A 19,087-nucleotide genomic window follows, 5' to 3' on the forward strand; every position below is an offset into this window, starting at 1 on the left:
GCCCCACCCTGCGCGCACATGCGGTAATCTGGTCGCTTTGCCCGACAGGAGCCAAGCGGTGAGCCGTTACTGGAGCAACATCGTTCAGCAACTCGTGCCTTACGTGCCGGGCGAGCAGCCTGCGCTCGCACACCCGGTCAAGCTGAACACCAACGAGAATCCCTATCCGCCGTCGCCGCGCGTCGTCGCGGCGATCGCACGCGAACTCGGCGAGACCGGCGACACGCTGCGTCGCTATCCCGACCCGGTTGCGCGCGCGCTGCGCGAAACGGTCGCGGCCCATCACCGCATCGAGCCCGAGCAGGTGTTCGTCGGCAACGGCTCCGACGAGGTGCTCGCGCACACGTTCCAGGCGCTGCTCAAGCACGACCGGCCGCTGCGCTTCCCCGACATCACGTACAGCTTCTATCCGACCTATGCGCGCCTGTACGGCGTCCAGACGTCGATCGTGCCGCTCGCGGACGACTTCTCGATCCGCGTCGACGACTATCTCGACGACGCCGGCGGCGTGCTGTTTCCGAACCCGAACGCACCGACCGGGCGCGCACTGCCGCTTGCCGACGTCGAGCGGATCGCAGCCGCGAATCCGTCGTCGGTCGTCGTGATCGACGAAGCGTATGTCGACTTCGGCGCGCAGTCCGCGATTACGCTGATCGACCGCTACCCGAACCTGCTCGTCGTCCACACCACGTCGAAGGCGCGCTCGCTCGCGGGCATGCGCGTCGGTTTCGCATTCGGTGACGCAGCGCTGATCGACGCGCTGAACCGCGTAAAGGACAGCTTCAACTCGTACCCGCTCGACCGGCTCGCGCAAGTTGCCGCGCAGGCCGCCTATGAAGACATCGATTATTTCAACGCAACCTGCGGGCGCGTGATCGACAGCCGGACGCGTCTGACGCATGCACTGGACGCGCTCGGCTTCGACATCGTGCCGTCGGCCGCGAACTTCGTGTTCGCGCGCCATCCCGCGCACGACGCGGGCGCGATCGCGGCGAAACTGAAGGAACGGGAAATTTTCGTGCGGCACTTCCGGCTGCCGCGGATCGACCAGCACCTGCGCATCACCGTCGGCACCGATGCCGAATGCGACGCGCTCGTCGCGGCGTTGCGCGAACTGCTGACCTGAACGAGAGAACCGGCGCCGGGCGGCGCCGATCCGAATGCGTGACGGGCGTGCCGAAGGACTCGAGCGCGCGCGCCACTACGGGGTCACGACGCGTCGTCGCCTTTATCGGCGATCAACGCGTGATACTTCTCCATCAATTGCGCGTGCGATTCGTCATGCTGCGGATCGCGCGGAATGCATTCGACCGGACACACCTGCTGGCACTGCGGTTCGTCGAAATGGCCGACGCACTCGGTGCACTTGTTCGGGTCGATCACGTAGATGTCCGGGCCCATCGAAATCGCGCCGTTCGGGCACTCGGGCTCGCACACGTCGCAATTGATGCACTCGTCGGTAATCATCAAAGCCATACTGATCTCACTTCTTCAGGCCGGCGGCCGGCTTCGCAACGAAACCGGCCGGCACCGCATTACGCGGCAGGGCCTCCGATCGCAGCGACTTTCTCGGTCAGCCACTTCTCGACGGACGGAAACACGAACTTGCTGACATCGCCGCCCAACTGCGCGATTTCGCGCACGATCGTCCCCGAGATGAACTGGTACTGATCGGACGGCGTCATGAACATCGTCTCGACGTCGGGCAGCAGGTAGCGGTTCATCCCCGCCATCTGGAACTCATATTCGAAATCGGACACGGCGCGCAGGCCGCGCACGATCACGCGCGCATTGTTGGTGCGGACGAAATCCTTCAGGAGGCCGGTGAAACTCATCACCTTCACGTTCGGATAATGGCCGAGCACCTCGTTCGCAATCGTCAGACGTTCTTCGAGGGAGAAGAACGGCTTTTTCGCGCGGCTGTCGGCGACACCGACCACCAGCGTATCAAAAATGCTCGACGCACGCCGCACGAGGTCTTCGTGCCCGCGCGTAAGCGGATCGAACGTACCGGGATACACGGCGACTACCATGTCGCTCCTCCTGTCATCACGCAAACGGGATGGCAGCCGTGCGATGCACGCGCCGCTGCCGAGATGGGCATACGTCGCCTTTGCGGCGCGCCGCCTCGTATGGAACGCGCATTATTCATCATTTTCGCGCCGCAGCAAATGATAGTGAACCGCACCGGCCTTGCCGTGCTTCACGACCTGCCAGCCTGCGAGCGCCTCGTGCGCGGCCGGATCGAGTTCCGCCCCCGTCTCGACGTACAGCGCGCCGCCCGCCGCGACGAGCGGCGCCGCCAGCGCAATGGCGCGCTCGAGGACGGCCTGATCGTCGAACGGCGGATCGAGAAACACGACGTCGAACGCGCCCGGTGTGAGCCCGGCCGCGAGCCGCAGCGCGTCCGCCTCCGCGACCTCGACCGCACGCGCGCCGAGCTTGTCCTTGATCGCACGCAGCTGCTGCGCCGCGCGCGGATGGCGCTCGACCATCACGACGCTCGCCGCGCCGCGGGACGCGGCCTCGAAACCCAGTGCGCCGGTGCCCGCGAACAGGTCGAGGCAGCGCCGGCCCTCGAGATCCTGGCCGAGCCAGTTGAACAGCGTCTCGCGCACGCGATCGGGGGTCGGCCGCAGGCCGTCCAGGTCAAGCACCGCGAGCGGCGTGCGTTTCCAGTCACCGCCGATGATGCGGATCGTGTGCGGCTTGCCGCGGCCGGAAGGGGCCGCCGGGCGGCCGGGAGAGGAACGGGACATACGGAATATCGACGACGGAGGGACCGGGCGCGCGCGGGGGCGCACCGCCAAACAGGCGCACGTTACCACAGCGGCGATGCACACTGGCGCGAGCGCCACGCCGCACTGATAAAATGCACGGTTTCGGCCGCCGTGCGCCGCGCCCGCGCGAACGCAGAACGGCCCGTCCGGTGCCCGCCCCTCACGGCGGCCCGCCCTCTTCCCGACGTCAGACCATGTTCAGCTTCTTCAAACGATTCAAGAAAACGCAGGAGCCCGATCCGGCGGAATCGCAATCGGCCGACGCGCAGCAAACGGACGAGCCGTCCGACGCGCCCGCGGTCGAGGCCCCGCCTGTGGCCGACGTGCCGCAAGCGCCCGCACAACCGGCCGCGCCGGCCGTCGTGATGACGGTCACGCCGACCAACGACGGCCGCGACGAAGTCGTCGAGACGGTCGAGATCGTCCCGCCGCCGCTGCAGGACGCCACCGCGAAGAAATCGTGGCTTGCGCGCCTGAAAACGGGGCTCGCGAAGACGGGCTCGAGCATCACCGGCGTGTTCGTCAACACGAAGATCGACGAGGATCTGTACGAGGAGCTCGAAACCGCGCTGCTGATGTCCGACGCGGGCGTCGACGCGACCGAGTACCTGCTCGGCGCGCTGCGCGAAAAGGTGCGCACCGGCCGCCTGACCGACCCGCAGCAGGTGAAGGCCGCGCTGCACGACCTGCTCGTCGAGCTGCTGACGCCGCTCGAGAAATCGCTGATGCTCGGCCGCGCGCAGCCGCTCGTGATGATGATCACCGGCGTGAACGGCGCCGGCAAGACGACCAGCATCGGCAAGCTCGCGAAGCATCTGCAGAGCTTCGACCAGTCGGTGCTGCTGGCCGCGGGCGACACGTTCCGCGCGGCCGCGCGCGAACAGCTGGCAGTCTGGGGCGAGCGCAACAACGTGACGGTCGTGCAGCAGGAAAGCGGTGATCCGGCCGCGGTGATCTTCGACGCGGTCAGCGCAGCGCGCGCGCGCAAGATCGACGTGATGATGGCCGACACGGCCGGCCGCCTGCCGACGCAGCTCCACCTGATGGAAGAGCTGAAGAAGGTGAAGCGCGTGATCTCGAAGGCGCACGACGGCGCGCCGCACGAGGTGCTGCTGGTGATCGACGCGAACACCGGCCAGAACGCGCTCACGCAGGTCAAGGCATTCGACGACGCGCTCGGCCTCACCGGCCTCATCGTCACGAAGCTCGACGGCACCGCGAAGGGCGGGATTCTCGCTGCGATCGCGCGTCAGCGTCCGGTGCCGGTCTACTTCATCGGCGTCGGCGAAAAGGTCGAGGATCTGCAGCCGTTCAGCGCGGTCGAATTCGCGGACGCGCTGCTCGGCTGAACATCGCCTGCACGCATCGCACAGGGCGCCTTCGGGCGCCCTTTTTCATGCGGGCCCGGTCATGCGTGGCCGGGGCGCGGCACGCTCATTCGGCGTCGGGCTGCACGCCGGGCTCGGCGGCCTTGAACGCATCGAGCGTCGACGCATGGTCGACGATCCGCTGGATCGTCGGATAGCGCGTCGTGTCGATCGAGAAGCGGTTCGCGTTGAACACCTGCGGCACGAGGCACACGTCGGCGAGCGTCGGCGTGTCGCCGAAGCACAGCTTGCCGGTGCGCGGATCGCTCGCGAGGCGCGTCTCGAGCGTGTCGAAGCCCGCCTCGATCCAGTGCCGGTACCACGCGTTCTTCGCTTCTTCGGGCACCTGCAGCGTGTGCTTCAGGTACTTCAGCACGCGCAGGTTGTTGAGCGGATGGATTTCGCACGCGATCTGCAGCGCGACCGCTCGCACATACGCGCGATCGACCGGCTGCTTCGGCAGCAGCGCCGGTTCCGGATGGGTTTCCTCGAGATATTCGATGATCGCCAGCGACTGCTGCAGCGTCGCGTCGCCGTCGGTCAGCGTCGGCACGACCGCATCCGGATTCAGCGCGCGATACGCGTCCTTCAGTTGCTCGCCGCCGTCTCGCAGCATGTGCACGGGGACATAGTCGAACGGCAGCTGCTTCAGGTTCAGGGCGATCCGCACGCGGTACGACGCGGAACTGCGGAAATAGCTGTAAAGCTTCATGGGATGTCTCTCGTAGTCGTATTCGGCCGGCGACGGCACGGGCGCGGCGCAGCCGGCGCGCATCGCCGGGAATCAGAGTGTAGCGCGCCGCGCGGCCTCGCCTGGCGACAGCCGCACCCGTGCGATACTCGGGGCATTCCTCACCGCTCACAGCGCGGCCCGACGCCGGCCGCCCGCCCCACGCCCCGATGACCGCCTCCCACGATCCCGCCGCCGCTCCGTTCCCTTGCGCCCGCTTCATCAAGGAAATCGGGCGCGGCCCGAACGGCGCGCGCGCCCTGTCCGCCGAGGACACGTTCGAGCTCTATCGCGCCATGCTCGACGCGCGCGTGTCGGACGTCGAACTGGGCGCGATCCTGATCGCCTATCGGCTGAAGGGAGAATCCGCCGACGAGCTGGCCGCGATGCTCGCCGCCGCGCAGGCGTCGTTCGAGCCGGTGCACGTGCAGGATGCCGCGTTCCGCCCCGTGTCGATCCCGAGCTACAACGGCGCGCGCAAGCAACCGAACCTCGTGCCGCTGCTCGCGCTGCTGCTCGCGCGCGAAGGCGTGCCGGTGCTCGTGCATGGCGTCGAGCGGGATCCCGGCCGCGTGACGAGCGCGGAGATCTTCTCGGCGTTGTCGATCGCGCCGTCGACGTCGCACGATGCAATCGAGGACATGCTCGCCGAGCGCCGCGTCGCGTTCGCGTCGATCGAGGTGCTCGCGCCGCGCATCGCCCGCCTGCTGTCGATGCGCAGCGTGCTCGGCGTGCGCAACTCGACGCACACGCTCGTGAAGATCCTGCAGCCGTTCGCGCCGGCCGGCCTGCGGCTCGTCAACTACACGCACCCGCCGTACCGCGACAGCCTGGCGCAATTGTTCCGCGACCATCCGGACGCCGCGCTCGGCGGCGCGCTGCTGGCGCGCGGCACCGAGGGCGAAGCCGTTGCCGACACGCGGCGCCAGGTGCAGGTCGACTGGCTGCACGACGGCGTGTGCGACACGCTGATCGAGGCCGAACGCTCGTCGACCGACGCGCCCTCTGTCGCGCTGCCCGAATCGCGCGATGCGGCCACGACGGCCGCGTGGACCGACGCCGTATTGCGCGGCGAAGTGCCGGTGCCCGACACGGTCGCCCGGCAGGTCGCGACGATCGTCCAGATCGCCCGTATCGCACGCTGAAGGCGCGCTCGCGAGCCGGCCCCGATCGCAGGGCATTTGACACGCGAGCGCATCCTGGCATAGAGTTGTCCTCATGCGTTCCTTTCCGAACACCCTCCGAATTACCTCCGGCCGCCTAGCGCGGCCGCTATCGCTACGACTAGCCTAAGGCTGTCGTAGCGCCGTGTGCTGTCCGCACGGTCCCTCCCAGCAGTTCCTCGCAGTACCCCTCTCGTAGTTTTTACAACCCGAAGTCGTCAGCATTCGTCCGTCTATCCGTCGGCCGACTCGCGAAGATCATCCGCATCCGCAGCGCGTTCACGTGCCGCGGAGCGAGGCAGCGCCAACCGTCGCCCATGCCGCCCGTCTTCGCTCGCGACTTGAGACCCGAGGTCCAGAAGATGCAGCGCAATCCGCAAGACAAGTACCGTCCGTTCGAGCCCGTCCGCCTCAATGGCCGCAAATGGCCGTCGCGCACCATCGAGCGCGCGCCCGTCTGGATGAGCACCGACCTGCGCGACGGCAACCAGTCGCTGATCGAGCCGATGAGCATCGAGCAGAAGCTCGAGTTCTTCGAAATGCTGGTCGCGATCGGGTTCAAGGAGATCGAAGTCGGTTTTCCGTCGGCGTCGCAAACCGACTTCGATTTCGTCCGCAAGCTGATCGACGACAAGCGGATTCCCGACGACGTGACGATCGAAGTGCTCGTGCAGGCGCGCGAGGACCTGATCGCCCGCACGTTCGATGCGCTCGAAGGTGTGCCACGCGCGATCGTGCACCTGTACAACGCGGTGTGCCCGTCGTTCCGCCGCATCGTGTTCGGGATGTCGAAGGCCGACGTGAAGGCGCTCGCGATCGACGGCACGCGCATCATCAAGGAACACGCCGCCGCGCGCCCCGACACGCAGTGGACCTTCCAGTACTCGCCGGAAACCTTCAGCATGACCGAGCTGACGTTCGCGCGCGAGATCTGCGACGCGGTCGCCCAAACCTGGCGGCCGACCCGCGATCACAAGATGATCGTCAACCTGCCGGCCACCGTCGAGGCCGCCAGCCCGAACGTGTTCGCCGACCAGATCGAGTGGATGGACCGCAACCTCGCGTACCGCGACAGCATCGTGTTGTCCGTGCATCCGCACAACGATCGCGGCACCGCGGTCGCGGCGGCCGAACTCGCGTTGCTCGCGGGCGCCGACCGCATCGAGGGCTGCCTGTTCGGCAATGGCGAACGCACCGGCAACGTCGATCTCGTCACGCTCGCGCTGAATCTCTACACGCAGGGCATCGATCCGGGCCTCGATTTCTCCGACATCGACGCGGTGCGCCGCGTCGTCGAACGCTGCAACCAGATTCCGGTGCATCCGCGCCACCCGTACGCGGGCGACCTCGTGTTCACCGCGTTCTCGGGCTCGCACCAGGACGCGATCCGCAAGGGCTTCGCGCAGCAGCGCCCCGACGCGGCCTGGGAAGTGCCGTACCTGCCGATCGACCCGGCCGACCTCGGCCGCAGCTATGACGCGGTGATCCGCGTGAACAGCCAGTCCGGCAAGGGCGGCGCCACGTTCCTGCTCGAACGCGGGATGGGCTTCACGCCGACGCGCCGCGTGCAGATCGAATTCAGCCGCGCGGTGCAGACGCTCGCCGACGCGTCCGGCGAGGAAGTGACGGGCGATGCGATCTGCGCGCTGTTCGCGCGCGAATTCTTCGACACCGACGGGCCGGCCGCGCGACACGGCAACGGCGCGCGCTGGCAGAACCGCGAGATCGCGGCAGCGCCCGCGGCAGATACCCCGCCCGACGAGGCGGTGCGACATTTGGCCGCGGGATTCGCGGCGGCCGCCGGCGCGGCGATCAACGTCGCGTCGTGCGAACACACCCGCACGACGGACGGACGGATCGCGGTATCGGTCGGCTGCCGGGTCGGCGATGCGCCGCTGCGGCACGGCGTCGGCCTGCATGCCGATGCGTCGAGCGCCGCGCTCGATGCGGTCGTCAGCGCGATCAACCGCTCGGCCTGGCACTGCGCGGATCGCCGCGCGGCGGCCTGAGCGCCCGGTTCGGTTTCAGGGTTCAAACGTCAGCGAGCGGGGCGTGACCGCCCGTGCGCCGCGCGATCCGCGCCGCACGAGGCAGTAAAAAGCGGCCCAGAAGGCCGCTTCGGTCGGGACATGAAAAGGAACGCCACGCGCGCTCATGTCTCGGTCGCGCACCGCGTCGCCTGCCACGCGAACAGGCTCCAGCGGCCCTGCTCGTGGGTATGGACCGAGGTATAGGCAATCGGGAAGACCAGGCCGCCGTTGTTCGTTTCCATCTCGATCAACGCGCGCCCGGTGACGACGCAGGTTTCATCGCCGACGGGCAGCACGTCCTGCGACTGGATTTCGATCTGGCGATAGCGGCGGCGGCCGGCGACGATGGCGTCGATGAACTGCTGCTTGGTTTCGCGTTTGCCGTTGGTGTGCACGAAGAACACCTTGTCCGACAAAAGCGTGTCGAGCGCCTCGCCGTCCCCGTCCACCATCGCCCGGAACCGATCGCGCTCGAGCGCGCGGATCGCATCGACCACCTTCGCCATCGCCTGACTCCTCGGCAACGCGCACGCCGTGCGCGGGCGTGCGGATCAGAAGTTGTACTGCAAGTAGAACTGGTGGAAATTTATACCAGGATTCGGCTCTTTGATACCCGCGTTAGACACATGTTCAAAACGGTAGCCGACCTGATACTGTTGCCGTTGGCCGAACTGCACGCCCACCCCCGCCGTCGGCGCGAACTGGAACGCGGTGCCCATCGAGAAGCGATCCGAGATCGTCGGGTGCGTCAGCAGCCTGACGCCGCCGCCGGCCTCGATGAACGGGCGGACCTCCCCGGCGCTCTTGATGAAGCGGAACATCGGCGTCACGCCGAATTCGCCGATGTTGCCGTGGACGTTCCCGCCCGTGTGCCAGTAGCCGGCATGCCCTTCCACGACGAACGCGAAGTGCCAGCCGCCGATTTCCCACCAGTTCCAGCCCGGATCCCACACCACGCCGAGGTCGGCCTTGTCGACCCCGTGGCGATCCGAAAAACCGCCGCCCGCCTGGATCCCCCATCGATCCGCGCATGCCGCGCCCGATCCGCCCAGAAGGGACGCCGCCAGCATCGCGTGCAGCGCAAGCCGGCTGCGGGGCCGGCGATTCTTCTTATTGTTCATCTGTCACTCCAACTTTGGGGGTTGAATGGAGCCAGCCGCTTCGGCCGGCTCGAGCGAACTGAATGGTATGGTAAAGGACTTTTCGGATCGGCATCACAAAGCGAAATGGCTTGCTTCCAAAACGACAAAAATTGAAATCGTCTACCGATTCCCATCAGAAACAACGGCTTACGGAACTTCGCTCCGCGCCCTCTGTCGCAGAATAGACTATCGACTCGACTTGCTCGATAGAAAAACGGGAACTCCGATGCCCACGCTTGCTCTAAGGAATTAGCACTCGGTTTCCGGGAGTGCTAAGATGGCTCCCGGAATCTCATCCGAGACCGGGGGTTTGTCCCTGATTCCAAAGGAGTTTTTAGTGAGCAACGCCCTGACCCTCCCGAACACCCTGAGCCCGACGCCGGCCAAGGCCGCATCGGCAGGCTCGCTGGCGCTCGCAGCCCAATCGATGTTGCCGGGCCAGCTCGGCAACATCGACGCGTATATCCAGGCCGTCAACCGCATTCCGCTGCTGACGGTCGAAGAGGAACGCCAGTACGCGACCGAATTCCGCGAAAGCAACAACCTCGACTCGGCACGCCGCCTGGTGCTGTCGCACCTGCGGCTCGTCGTGTCGATCTCGCGCAACTACCTCGGCTACGGCCTCCCGCACGGCGACCTGATCCAGGAAGGCAACATCGGCCTGATGAAGGCGGTGAAGCGCTTCGACCCGGCGCAAAACGTGCGCCTGGTGTCGTACGCGATCCACTGGATCAAGGCAGAGATCCACGAGTACATCCTGCGCAACTGGCGCACGGTGAAGGTCGCGACGACCAAGGCGCAGCGCAAGCTGTTCTTCAACCTGCGCAGCCACAAGAAGGGCCTGCAGGCGATGACGCCCGAGGAAATCGACGGCCTCGCGAAGGAACTCAACGTCAAGCGCGAAGACGTTACCGAAATGGAAACGCGCCTGTCGGGCGGCGACATCGCGCTCGAAGGGCAGGTCGAGGACGGCGAGGAATCGTACGCGCCGATCGCCTACCTGGCCGACTCGCACAACGAACCGACCGCCGTGCTGGCCGCGCGTCAGCGCGACACGCTGCAGACGGACGGCATCGCGCAGGCACTCGGCGCACTCGACGCGCGCAGCCGCCGCATCATCGAGGCACGCTGGCTGCACGTCGACGACGACGGCTCGGGCGGCTCGACGCTGCACGATCTCGCTGCCGAGTTCGGTGTGTCGGCGGAACGCATCCGCCAGATCGAAGCGAGCGCGATGAAAAAGATGCGCACTGCCCTCGCCGAATACGCGTAAATCGCTGCGATTTAGAGCGCTTCATCAAAAACCGCTGCCCGACCGGCAGCGGTTTTTTTTCGCCCGTCATTTCCGCTGCTTCTCATTCGCTTCTTCGTACGTTTTTCGGCCCGTTTCAGTGCGGATTAATTGACCTGATTCGTCAGGTAATAGGCCGTTTGCGGGCCCCTTCCGCATAACCTTGATCTGCCTCAAGTTTCGGCCCGTGTTTCGCGACGGTCTGCCGCAGCGCAGCACTCGGCATCGGAAAGCCGTCATTTTAAAATTGGCATGTCAGGCGCAAAAGGATTAAAACAGCTTCACGGCCGTCATAAATCCGACGTAAAGTCGCCCCAAATCGCACCTAAATCGATTCAGGATAATCACCTTGATCTCGATCAATAAAGAGCCTGCGCCTCCGCCGCGGCCGGCCGGAACGATCGGCTGGCGCGCGCGCATTGCCGCGTGGGCACGCGGCCCGACCCTCGCCCGCGACATCACCCTGGTGCTGATCGTCAAGCTGATCCTCCTGATGTCGCTCAAATACGCATTCTTCAATCATCCGCAGGCCGAGCACATGTCGTTGCCGCCTGCCGCCGTCGCCGAGAAGCTGCTCTCGGTACCGGCGCCTGCATCCACCGAGGGAGACCACCATGATAAGTAGCGAAGTCGTCGATCTGTCGCGTCTGCAGTTCGGCATCACGGCGCTCTACCACTTCCTGTTCGTGCCGCTGACGCTCGGCCTGTCCTGGCTGCTCGTCATCATGGAAGCCGTATACGTGATGACCGGCAAGCAGGTCTACAAGGACATGACCCAGTTCTGGGGCAAGCTGTTCGGGATCAACTTTGCGATGGGCGTGACGACCGGCATCACGCTCGAATTCCAGTTCGGCACGAACTGGTCGTACTACTCGCACTATGTCGGCGACATCTTCGGCGTGCCGCTCGCGGTCGAAGGCCTGATGGCGTTCTTCCTCGAATCGACCTTCGTCGGCCTGTTCTTCTTCGGCTGGAACCGCCTGTCGAAGGTCAAGCACCTGATGGTCACGTTCCTCGTCGCGCTGGGCTCGAACCTGTCCGCACTGTGGATCCTGGTGGCGAACGGCTGGATGAACAACCCGGTCGGCGCCGAGTTCAACTACCAGACGATGCGCATGGAGTTGACGAGCCTGTTCGACGTGCTGTTCAACCCGGTCGCGCAGGTGAAGTTCGTGCACACCGTGTCGGCCGGCTACGTGACGGCTGCGATGTTCGTGCTCGGCATCTCGTCCTGGTACCTGCTGCGGAAGCGCGACGTCGACTTCGCGCTGCGCTCGTTCGCAGTGGCAGCCGGTTTCGGCCTCGCGGCCACGCTCTGCGTGATCGTGCTCGGCGACGAGTCGGGCTACACGACGGGCGAAGTGCAGAAGATGAAGCTCGCCGCGATCGAATCGGAATGGGAAACGCAACCGGCACCGGCATCGTTCACGCTGATCGGGATCCCGAACCAGAAGGAAGAACGCACGGACTACGCGATCAAGATCCCGTACGCGCTCGGCCTGATCGCGACGCGCTCGATCGACGAGCCGGTGATCGGCCTGCGCGAGCTCGCGAAGCACAGTGAAGAACACATCCAGAGCGGGATGGTCGCGTACGGCGCCTTGCAGAAGATCAAGGAAGGCGACAAGAGCGACGCGACCCGCGCGCTGTTCGACCAGCACAAGCAGTATCTCGGCTACGGACTGATGCTCAAGCAGTTCACGCCGAACGTGATCGATGCGACGCCGGAGCAGATCAAGGCCGCCGCGAAGAAGACGATCCCGCCGGTCGCGCCCGTGTTCTTCTCGTTCCGGATCATGGTGTTCCTCGGCTTCCTGTTCCTCGCGACCTTCGTCGCCGCGTTCTGGTTCTGCGCGCGCCGGCAACTGCTGCAGGACAACCGCCGCTGGTTCCTGCGCTATGCGGTGTGGGCGATCCCGCTGCCGTGGCTCGCCGCGGAATTCGGCTGGGTCGTCGCCGAGCTCGGCCGCCAGCCGTGGACGATCGCGGGCATCCTGCCGACGCATCTGTCCGCGTCCAGCCTGACGGCAACGGATCTGTACCTGAGCCTCGCCGGTTTCATCGCGTTCTACACCGCGCTGTTCGTCATCGAGATCAAGCTGATGTTCAAGTACGCACGCCTCGGCCCGTCGTCGCTGCATACCGGCCGCTATCACCACGAACTCGCCGCCGCCGGCGAGCGGGCCGCGGTTTGAGCACGCTGTCGCAACCGAACAAGGAATCGCTATGGACTATGCAACTCTCAAGCTGATCTGGTGGCTGCTCGTCGGCGTACTGCTGATCGGCTTCGCCGTCACCGACGGCTTCGACATGGGCGCGACCGCGCTGCTGCCGTTCCTCGGCAAGACCGACGAGGAACGCCGCATCATCGTCAACACGGTCGGCGCGACGTGGGAAGGCAACCAGGTGTGGCTGATCACGGCCGGCGGCGCGATGTTCGCGGCCTGGCCGCTCGTCTACGCCGCGTCGTTCTCCGGCTTCTACTTCGCGATGCTGCTCGTGCTGTTCGCGTTGTTCTTCCGGCCGGTGGGCTTCGACTACCGCAGCAAGCGGCCGGACCCGCGCTGGCGCGCGGGCTGGGACTGGGGCCTGTTCGTCGGCGGCTTCGTGCCGGCGCTGGTGTTCGGCGTCGCGTTCGGCAACCTGCTGCAAGGCGTGCCGTTCAAGTTCGACAGCGACCTGCGCGTGACCTACTACGGCGGCTTCTGGGCGCTGCTGAACCCGTTCGCGCTGCTGTGCGGGCTCGTCAGCCTCACGATGCTCGTCGCGCACGGCGCCGCCTTCATCAAGATGAAGACGGAAGGCGTGATCGCGCGCCGCGCGTCGGTCGCACTGCGCGTAGCGTCGTTCCTCGCGGTCGTGCTGTTCGTGCTGGCCGGCGTGCTGATCGCGTCGTATATCGGCGGCTTCCACATCACGCACGCCGCACCGACCGACACCGTCGCGAACCCGCTGCTCAAGGACGTCGCAGCCGGCTCGGGCCTGTGGCTCGCGAACTACGGCGAGTATCCGTGGATGATCGCGGCGCCCGTCGTCGCGATCGCCGGCGGCCTGCTCGCGCTGCTGCTCGCCGGCTCGAAGCAGGAAAAGACGGCGTTCTTCTGCACGGGCCTGATGATCACGGGCGTGATCCTCACCGCCGGCTTCTCGATGTTCCCGTTCATCATGCCGTCGTCGCTCGACCCGCGCAGCAGCCTGACCGTATGGGATTCGACGTCGAGCCACATGACGCTGCAGGTGATGCTGTTCGCGGTGATCGTGTTCCTGCCGATCATCCTGCTCTACACGAGCTGGGTGTACCGCGTGATGCGCGGCAAGGTCACGCGCGAGGTGATCGAAGAGAACAAGCATTCGATGTATTGATGCTTTGAACCGGGCCGGGGCGCGCATGTGCCCCCGCCCACCGTTTCGCAAGGAGTCGGATCATGTGGTATTTCAGCTGGATTCTCGGTATCGGCGTCGCGCTGTCGTTCGGCATCGTCAATGCGATGTGGCTCGAAGCGCGGCAGAAGACGCAGGAAGCACGCGTTCGCCACGACTGACGCGCGCGGCCGATCGCGCCGCCGCCATCCCGAAGGAACCTCGCCTCGCGCGAGGTTTTTTTTCGCCCGGGGCCGGCCGGACAGGCCCGTCACACCGATGCCAATTTAGCGCCAGATTGATACCACTTGAATACCAATAAAAGGTTTCATAAGATCTTTGGACACGGCCGCTGACAGGCCGAATCCTTCCGGGTGGGGGAGACATGCGAATCCCGTATGAGGCGCGCGACTGCGCGCCGTCTCGTCGTCTGCACGCGGCGGCCAGTTGTGCGCCGTCGGCGAGCGCGACCGTCTTCGACCGTGCAGGCCGCGCACGCGCCTTGGCCCATGGGCACGTCATCACGACATCAACATCAGCAGCAGCCGCTGCCGTGCGCCGCCGATGAGGACGCACACCCGCCCGCGCCGATCCGACCGGCACGCCTGCCCGCCACCCGTTCCGTAACGCACGCGCCCGCGTGCCGACACAGCGCGGGCAGCCGCATCGCCCGCGCACCCTGTTGTCCCCGCAGCTCCGTTGCAAGACCCGTTCGCAGCGACGTCATCCCGTGACGCCGCTACGCCCCCTTTTGTCTCAGGAGTCCGCATGAACCGAACCTTGTCCACCCTGTTTGCCGGCCTGCTGATCGCGGCATTGTCGCCGGTCGCGCCCGGCGCGCTGCCGGCGTCGAGCGCGGCGGTCGCAACGGCCGGCACCGTCCGTCCACCCGTGCCGCCGGCCGATCTCGCGGCGCTGCTGTCGAACGGACTCGCGCTGCGCGTCGCCGTCGACAACAATCACGCGGCCGCGTCCGGCGTGCCGTGCGCCGATCTCGGCGCCGACGGCGCGGCCTGCGCGACCGGCCGCCTGATCCTGCAGAACCGCGGCCATCAGGCGATCGCCGACGGCGGCTGGAAGCTCTACCTGCACAGCATCCGCCGCCTGCTGCGGATCGACCGCCCCGGCTTCGCGCTGCGGCGGCTCACCGGCGACCTGTACGAACTGACGCCGCAACCGGGCTCGGTGCGGCTGGCACCGGGCGAGCGCATCGAGCTGCCGTTCGTCGCCGAATACTGGCTGCTGCGGTACAGCGACGTGATCCCGCGCCCGTACGTGGTCGTCGATGGCGCGCCGGCCGCCGTGCTCCGCTACAACGACACCGACGACGAGCTGCGCTACGTCGAATCGCTGCCGGCCGACGCGCAGAACAACTCGACCGGCAATGCGCCGCCCGTCGCCGCGCGGCCCGACGCGAGCCGCGCGCTGCCAAGCGTGAAGCGCGAGCAGCCGCTGCCCGGCACACTCGACCTGCGCGGCGTCGAGCTCGCGCTGCCGAACCTGCCCGACGCGCAGGTCGCGGCACTGCGCGAACGCGCAAGCACACTCGGTCTCGACGGTGCACGCGTGCCGGTATGGGGTGTGGTCGCGCCGCGCCGACTGCCGGCCGACATCGCGACGCCGGGCGGTTACCGGCTCGCGATCGGGCCGCGCGGTGCGTTCATCGAAGCGTACGATCGCGCCGGCCTCTACTACGGCGTGCAGACGCTCTACTCGCTCGCGCCCGTTGGCGGCGGCGCGATCCCGGCGATGCTCGTCGAGGATGCACCGCGCTTCACGCATCGCGGGATGCACGTCGATCTCGCGCGCAACTTCAAGCATCCGGCGACGCTGCGCCGCCTGATCGATCAGATGAGCGCGTACAAGCTCAATCGCCTGCACCTGCATCTGTCCGACGACGAGGGCTGGCGCATCGAGATTCCCGGCCTGCCCGAACTCACCGAGATCGGGGGACGCCGCTGCCACGACCCGAGCGAGACGCGCTGCCTGCTGCCGCAGCTCGGCTCCGGCCCGGACAACCGCTCCGGCGGCGGCTACCTGACGCGCGACGACTACGTGTCGCTGGTGCGCTACGCAGCCGCGCATTTCGTCGAGATCATCCCGGAGATCGACATGCCCGCGCATGCGCGCGCGGCCGTCGTGACGATGGAGGCACGTTACAAGCGGCTGCATGCGGCCGGCCGCGAGCAGGAAGCGAACGCATACCGGCTGCTCGATCCGCAGGACACGTCGAACCTGACGACGGTGCAGTTCTACGACCGGCGCAGCGACCTGAACCCGTGCGTGCCGGGCGCGCTCAATTTCGCGTCGAAGGTGATCCGCGAGATCGCGGCGATGCATACGGACGCGCAGGCGCCGCTTCACACCTGGCACTACGGCGGCGACGAGGCGAAGAACATCTTCCTCGGCGGGGGCTTCCAGCCGCTGAACGGCACCGACCCGAACAAGGGGCGCATCGACCTCGCCGCGCAGGACAAGCCGTGGGCGCGTTCGCCCGCGTGCACGGCGCTGCTCCAGCGCGGCGAGATCAAGTCGATCGACGAGCTGCCGACGCGTTTCGCGCAACAGGTGAGCGCGGCGGTCAACGCGAACGGGATCGACACGATGGCCGCGTGGCAGGACGGCATCAAGCATGCGAACGGGCCGCAGGACTTCAGCACGCGCCACGTGATGGTGTCGCTGTGGGACACGATCTTCTGGGGCGCATCGGACAGCGCACGCGACCTGAGCGGCAAGGGCTACCTGACGGTGCTCGCGCTGCCCGACTACCTGTACTTCGACTTCCCGTACACGCTCAACCCGCGCGAGCGCGGCTACTACTGGGGCTCGCACGCGACGGACGAGTACAAGGTGTTCTCGCTCGCACCGGAGAACCTGCCGCAGAACGCCGAAGTGATGGGCGACCGCGACGGCAACGCGTTCGAGGTCACGGGCACGGGCCCGGCGCCGCGCATCGAAGGCATGCAGGGGCAGGCGTGGGGCGAGGTGATGCGCAACGACACCTTCCTCGAATACATGGCCTATCCGCGGCTGCTCGCGCTCGCCGAGCGCGCATGGCACCGGGCCGACTGGGAACTGCCGTATGCGGCCGGCGTGCGCTTCAAGCGCGGCGACACGCATCACGTCGACACGGCCGCACTGCAGCGCGACTGGGCAGGTTTCGCGACGCTGCTCACGCAACGCGAATTGCCGAAGCTCGACCGGGCCGGCGTCGGCTACCGGAAGCCGACCTTCACGCTGACGAATCCGTGACCGGCTGAGCGGTTGCACGGCTGCGCGACGGCGCGACGGCGCGACGCAGGCGAACGCGTCACGCCGTCGCCCGCACCAAGGAAAAACGGCTTGCGACGCATCGCAAGCCGTTTTCGTTTTGCCGGCCGGCCCGAACCCGCAGCGCGGATCTGGACGGCTTCATCGCATCCGCATCAGGCCGGTTGAGCAGCCGCCCCGCTGCCCGACGGCGGCAGGCGCGCACCGAGCTGTTCGGCATAGCGTGCGGCCGCGTTGCCGCAGACGATGTGGAACGTGTCGAGCGACACCCACGCGACGTCGAGCGCACCGAGACGATCGCGATCGACCGCCGACGGATCGCGCACGACCACACGCAGGCGCGTGGTGGCCACCGCATCGAGCGATACGACGTTGGTCGCACCGCCGAACACCGCGAGCCAGCGCGTCGGCTCCGGATCGAGCGGGCCGGCGGCCGCGCCCGTGACAGGCTGTGCGGCGGCGGCCGTCGCCGTCGATGCCGCCCCTGCCGCGCCGCTGCCGATCGCGGCACGCATCTCGTCTGCAATGATGTCGGCCTCGGGCCCGATGATCACCTGCACGCTGTTGCCGCCGCGCTTGAGCACGCCGCGCGCGCCGATCGACTTCAGCTCCGGCTCCGACACCTTCTCCGGATCGACGACGGTCAGGCGCAGGCGCGTCGTGCACGCGTCGACGACCGACAGGTTGCCTGCCCCGCCGAGCGCGGCGATGTAGCGTTGCGCACGCGGCGCGGCAGCCGTAGCCGCGGCACCGGCCGCCGGTGCGACGAAGCCGCCCGATGCGTACGATTGCTCGGCCGCATCGGCCGATGCCGGCTCACGGCCCGGCGTGGCCATGTTGAACTTGCGGATGAAGAAACGGAACAGCCCGTAGTACGCGGCGCCGTACGCGATGCCGAGCGGGATCGCGATCCAGCCCTTCGTCGACAGCCCGTAGTTCAGCACGTAGTCGATCGCGCCGGCCGAGAACGTGAAGCCGAGCTTCACGCCGAGGATCTGGCAGATCGCGAGCGACAGCCCCGTCAGCACCGCATGGATCACGTACAGCACCGGCGCGAGGAACATGAAGCTGAATTCGATCGGCTCGGTCACGCCGGTCAGGAACGACGTGAGCGCCATCGAGAACAGCAGGCCGCCCACCATCGCGCGGCGTTCCTTCGGCGCTTCGTGCAGCATTGCGAGACACGCGGCCGGCAGGCCAAACATCATGATCGGGAAGAAGCCGGCCATGAAAGTGCCCGCGGTCGGGTCGCCCGCGAAAAAGCGGTGCAGGTCGCCGTGCACGATCTCGCCGCCGGCGGGCGGCGTGAAGTTGCCGAACACGAACCACGCGAGCGAATTGATGATGTGGTGCAGGCCCGTGACGAGCAGCAGGCGGTTCAGGAAGCCGAACACGAACGCACCGATCGCGCCCGCCGTCGTCAGCCACTGGCCGGCCGCGTCGATCGCATGCTGGATCGGCTGCCAGACGTACCCGAACGCGATGCCGAGTATCACGCAGACCAGCCCCGTGATGATCGGCACGAACCGCTTGCCGCCGAAGAACGCGAGGTAGTCCGGCAGCTTGATGTCTTTATAACGGTTGTACAGCAGCCCCGCGACCACACCCGCGATGATCCCGGACAGCACGCCCATGTTCAGCTTGGGATCGATGTCCTTCATGATCGCGGTTTCGATCAGGTAGCCGATCGCGCCCGCGAGCGCTGCCACGCCGTTGTTGTCCTTCGCGAAACCGACCGCCACGCCGATCGCGAACAGCAGCGGCAGGTTGTCGAAGATCGCACCGCCGGCGTCGGCGATCATCTTGATGTTGAACACGTCCGGCTGGCCGAGCCGCAGCAGGATGCCGGCAACCGGCAGCACCGCGATCGGCAGCATCAGCGCCCGGCCCAGGCCCTGTATTTTCAGAAACGGATTCCCGTTCATTCAGTCCTCCAATCCTTGTCTCGTCATTA

17 protein-coding genes are annotated in these 19,087 nt (G+C 66.7%); 10 read left to right on the forward strand and 7 right to left on the reverse strand.

All coding sequences use genetic code 11. The annotated features are described in order from the left end of the window. Positions 1 to 58 precede the first annotated feature (58 nt). The gene (gene hisC / locus FFS49_RS14330) at positions 59 to 1,126 is read left to right on the forward strand and encodes a histidinol-phosphate transaminase (protein WP_105816780.1); all 1,068 of its coding nucleotides are present in this window, start codon (positions 59 to 61) and stop codon (positions 1,124 to 1,126) included. 83 nt (positions 1,127 to 1,209) lie between these two features. On the opposite strand, the gene FFS49_RS14335 is transcribed toward hisC, so the two are convergent. The 3 genes from FFS49_RS14335 to rsmD all read right to left on the reverse strand — a co-directional run bounded on the left by FFS49_RS14335 (position 1,210) and on the right by rsmD (position 2,759). Further along, positions 1,210 to 1,476 (reverse strand): YfhL family 4Fe-4S dicluster ferredoxin, encoded by a 267-nt coding sequence (locus FFS49_RS14335; RefSeq protein ID WP_039346082.1) that lies wholly within the window; start codon positions 1,474 to 1,476, stop codon positions 1,210 to 1,212. 59 nt (positions 1,477 to 1,535) lie between these two features. Continuing rightward, a complete protein-coding gene (gene coaD / locus FFS49_RS14340) occupies positions 1,536 to 2,033 on the reverse strand; it encodes a pantetheine-phosphate adenylyltransferase (protein ID WP_039346084.1) in 498 nt (165 codons plus the stop codon). Between the two features lie 111 nt (positions 2,034 to 2,144). Next, on the reverse strand, positions 2,145 to 2,759 hold the full coding sequence (gene rsmD / locus FFS49_RS14345; protein ID WP_039346086.1) for a 16S rRNA (guanine(966)-N(2))-methyltransferase RsmD: 615 nt from the start codon (positions 2,757 to 2,759) through the stop codon (positions 2,145 to 2,147). A gap of 215 nt (positions 2,760 to 2,974) precedes the next feature. On the opposite strand from rsmD, the gene ftsY reads away from it, so the two are divergent. After that, positions 2,975 to 4,129 (forward strand): signal recognition particle-docking protein FtsY, encoded by a 1,155-nt coding sequence (gene ftsY / locus FFS49_RS14350; RefSeq protein WP_039346088.1) that lies wholly within the window; start codon positions 2,975 to 2,977, stop codon positions 4,127 to 4,129. An 85-nt stretch (positions 4,130 to 4,214) separates the two neighbouring features. On the opposite strand, the gene maiA is transcribed toward ftsY, so the two are convergent. Continuing rightward, a complete protein-coding gene (gene maiA / locus FFS49_RS14355; RefSeq protein ID WP_047852678.1) occupies positions 4,215 to 4,859 on the reverse strand; it encodes a maleylacetoacetate isomerase in 645 nt (214 codons plus the stop codon). 188 nt (positions 4,860 to 5,047) lie between these two features. Between maiA and ybiB the strand changes: the two genes are divergently transcribed. Further along, positions 5,048 to 6,022: a DNA-binding protein YbiB gene (gene ybiB, locus FFS49_RS14360; RefSeq protein ID WP_039346089.1), complete on the forward strand. Its 975-nt coding sequence runs from the start codon at positions 5,048 to 5,050 to the stop codon at positions 6,020 to 6,022. A gap of 380 nt (positions 6,023 to 6,402) precedes the next feature. Then, positions 6,403 to 8,049, forward strand: coding sequence for a 2-isopropylmalate synthase (gene leuA, locus FFS49_RS14365; protein WP_105816779.1), 1,647 nt, complete (start codon positions 6,403 to 6,405; stop codon positions 8,047 to 8,049). A gap of 143 nt (positions 8,050 to 8,192) precedes the next feature. On the opposite strand, the gene FFS49_RS14370 is transcribed toward leuA, so the two are convergent. Then, positions 8,193 to 8,576, reverse strand: a complete 384-nt coding sequence (locus FFS49_RS14370) for a nuclear transport factor 2 family protein (RefSeq protein WP_039346091.1) — start codon at positions 8,574 to 8,576, stop codon at positions 8,193 to 8,195. 45 nt (positions 8,577 to 8,621) lie between these two features. Next, complete coding sequence (locus FFS49_RS14375; RefSeq protein ID WP_071335111.1) at positions 8,622 to 9,191, reverse strand: acyloxyacyl hydrolase; 570 nt, start codon at positions 9,189 to 9,191, stop codon at positions 8,622 to 8,624. 358 nt (positions 9,192 to 9,549) lie between these two features. On the opposite strand from FFS49_RS14375, the gene rpoH reads away from it, so the two are divergent. From rpoH to FFS49_RS14415, 6 genes are all read left to right on the forward strand, one after another. Then, positions 9,550 to 10,485, forward strand: a complete 936-nt coding sequence (gene rpoH / locus FFS49_RS14385) for an RNA polymerase sigma factor RpoH (protein WP_039346096.1) — start codon at positions 9,550 to 9,552, stop codon at positions 10,483 to 10,485. A 367-nt stretch (positions 10,486 to 10,852) separates the two neighbouring features. Next, a complete protein-coding gene (gene cydP / locus FFS49_RS14390; protein ID WP_105816777.1) occupies positions 10,853 to 11,128 on the forward strand; it encodes a cytochrome oxidase putative small subunit CydP in 276 nt (91 codons plus the stop codon). Then, on the forward strand, positions 11,118 to 12,698 hold the full coding sequence (locus FFS49_RS14395) for a cytochrome ubiquinol oxidase subunit I (protein WP_071335113.1): 1,581 nt from the start codon (positions 11,118 to 11,120) through the stop codon (positions 12,696 to 12,698). The genes cydP and FFS49_RS14395 overlap by 11 nt, the downstream gene beginning before the upstream one ends. Before the next feature lie 31 nt (positions 12,699 to 12,729). Next, on the forward strand, positions 12,730 to 13,866 hold the full coding sequence (cydB, locus tag FFS49_RS14400) for a cytochrome d ubiquinol oxidase subunit II (protein WP_105816776.1): 1,137 nt from the start codon (positions 12,730 to 12,732) through the stop codon (positions 13,864 to 13,866). 62 nt (positions 13,867 to 13,928) lie between these two features. Beyond that, positions 13,929 to 14,045 (forward strand): cytochrome bd-I oxidase subunit CydX, encoded by a 117-nt coding sequence (gene cydX / locus FFS49_RS14405; protein ID WP_011353251.1) that lies wholly within the window; start codon positions 13,929 to 13,931, stop codon positions 14,043 to 14,045. A gap of 586 nt (positions 14,046 to 14,631) precedes the next feature. Further along, complete coding sequence (locus FFS49_RS14415; protein ID WP_105816775.1) at positions 14,632 to 17,115, forward strand: family 20 glycosylhydrolase; 2,484 nt, start codon at positions 14,632 to 14,634, stop codon at positions 17,113 to 17,115. Between the two features lie 173 nt (positions 17,116 to 17,288). Here the strand turns inward: FFS49_RS14415 and nagE are convergent, their stop codons facing one another. Then, on the reverse strand, positions 17,289 to 19,058 hold the full coding sequence (nagE, locus tag FFS49_RS14420) for an N-acetylglucosamine-specific PTS transporter subunit IIBC (protein WP_071335115.1): 1,770 nt from the start codon (positions 19,056 to 19,058) through the stop codon (positions 17,289 to 17,291). Between the last annotated feature and the right edge of the window lie 29 nt (positions 19,059 to 19,087).

This window comes from Burkholderia sp. 4NA327C6 (assembly GCF_005502655.1).
GTDB classification, from domain to species: domain Bacteria; phylum Pseudomonadota; class Gammaproteobacteria; order Burkholderiales; family Burkholderiaceae; genus Burkholderia; species Burkholderia contaminans.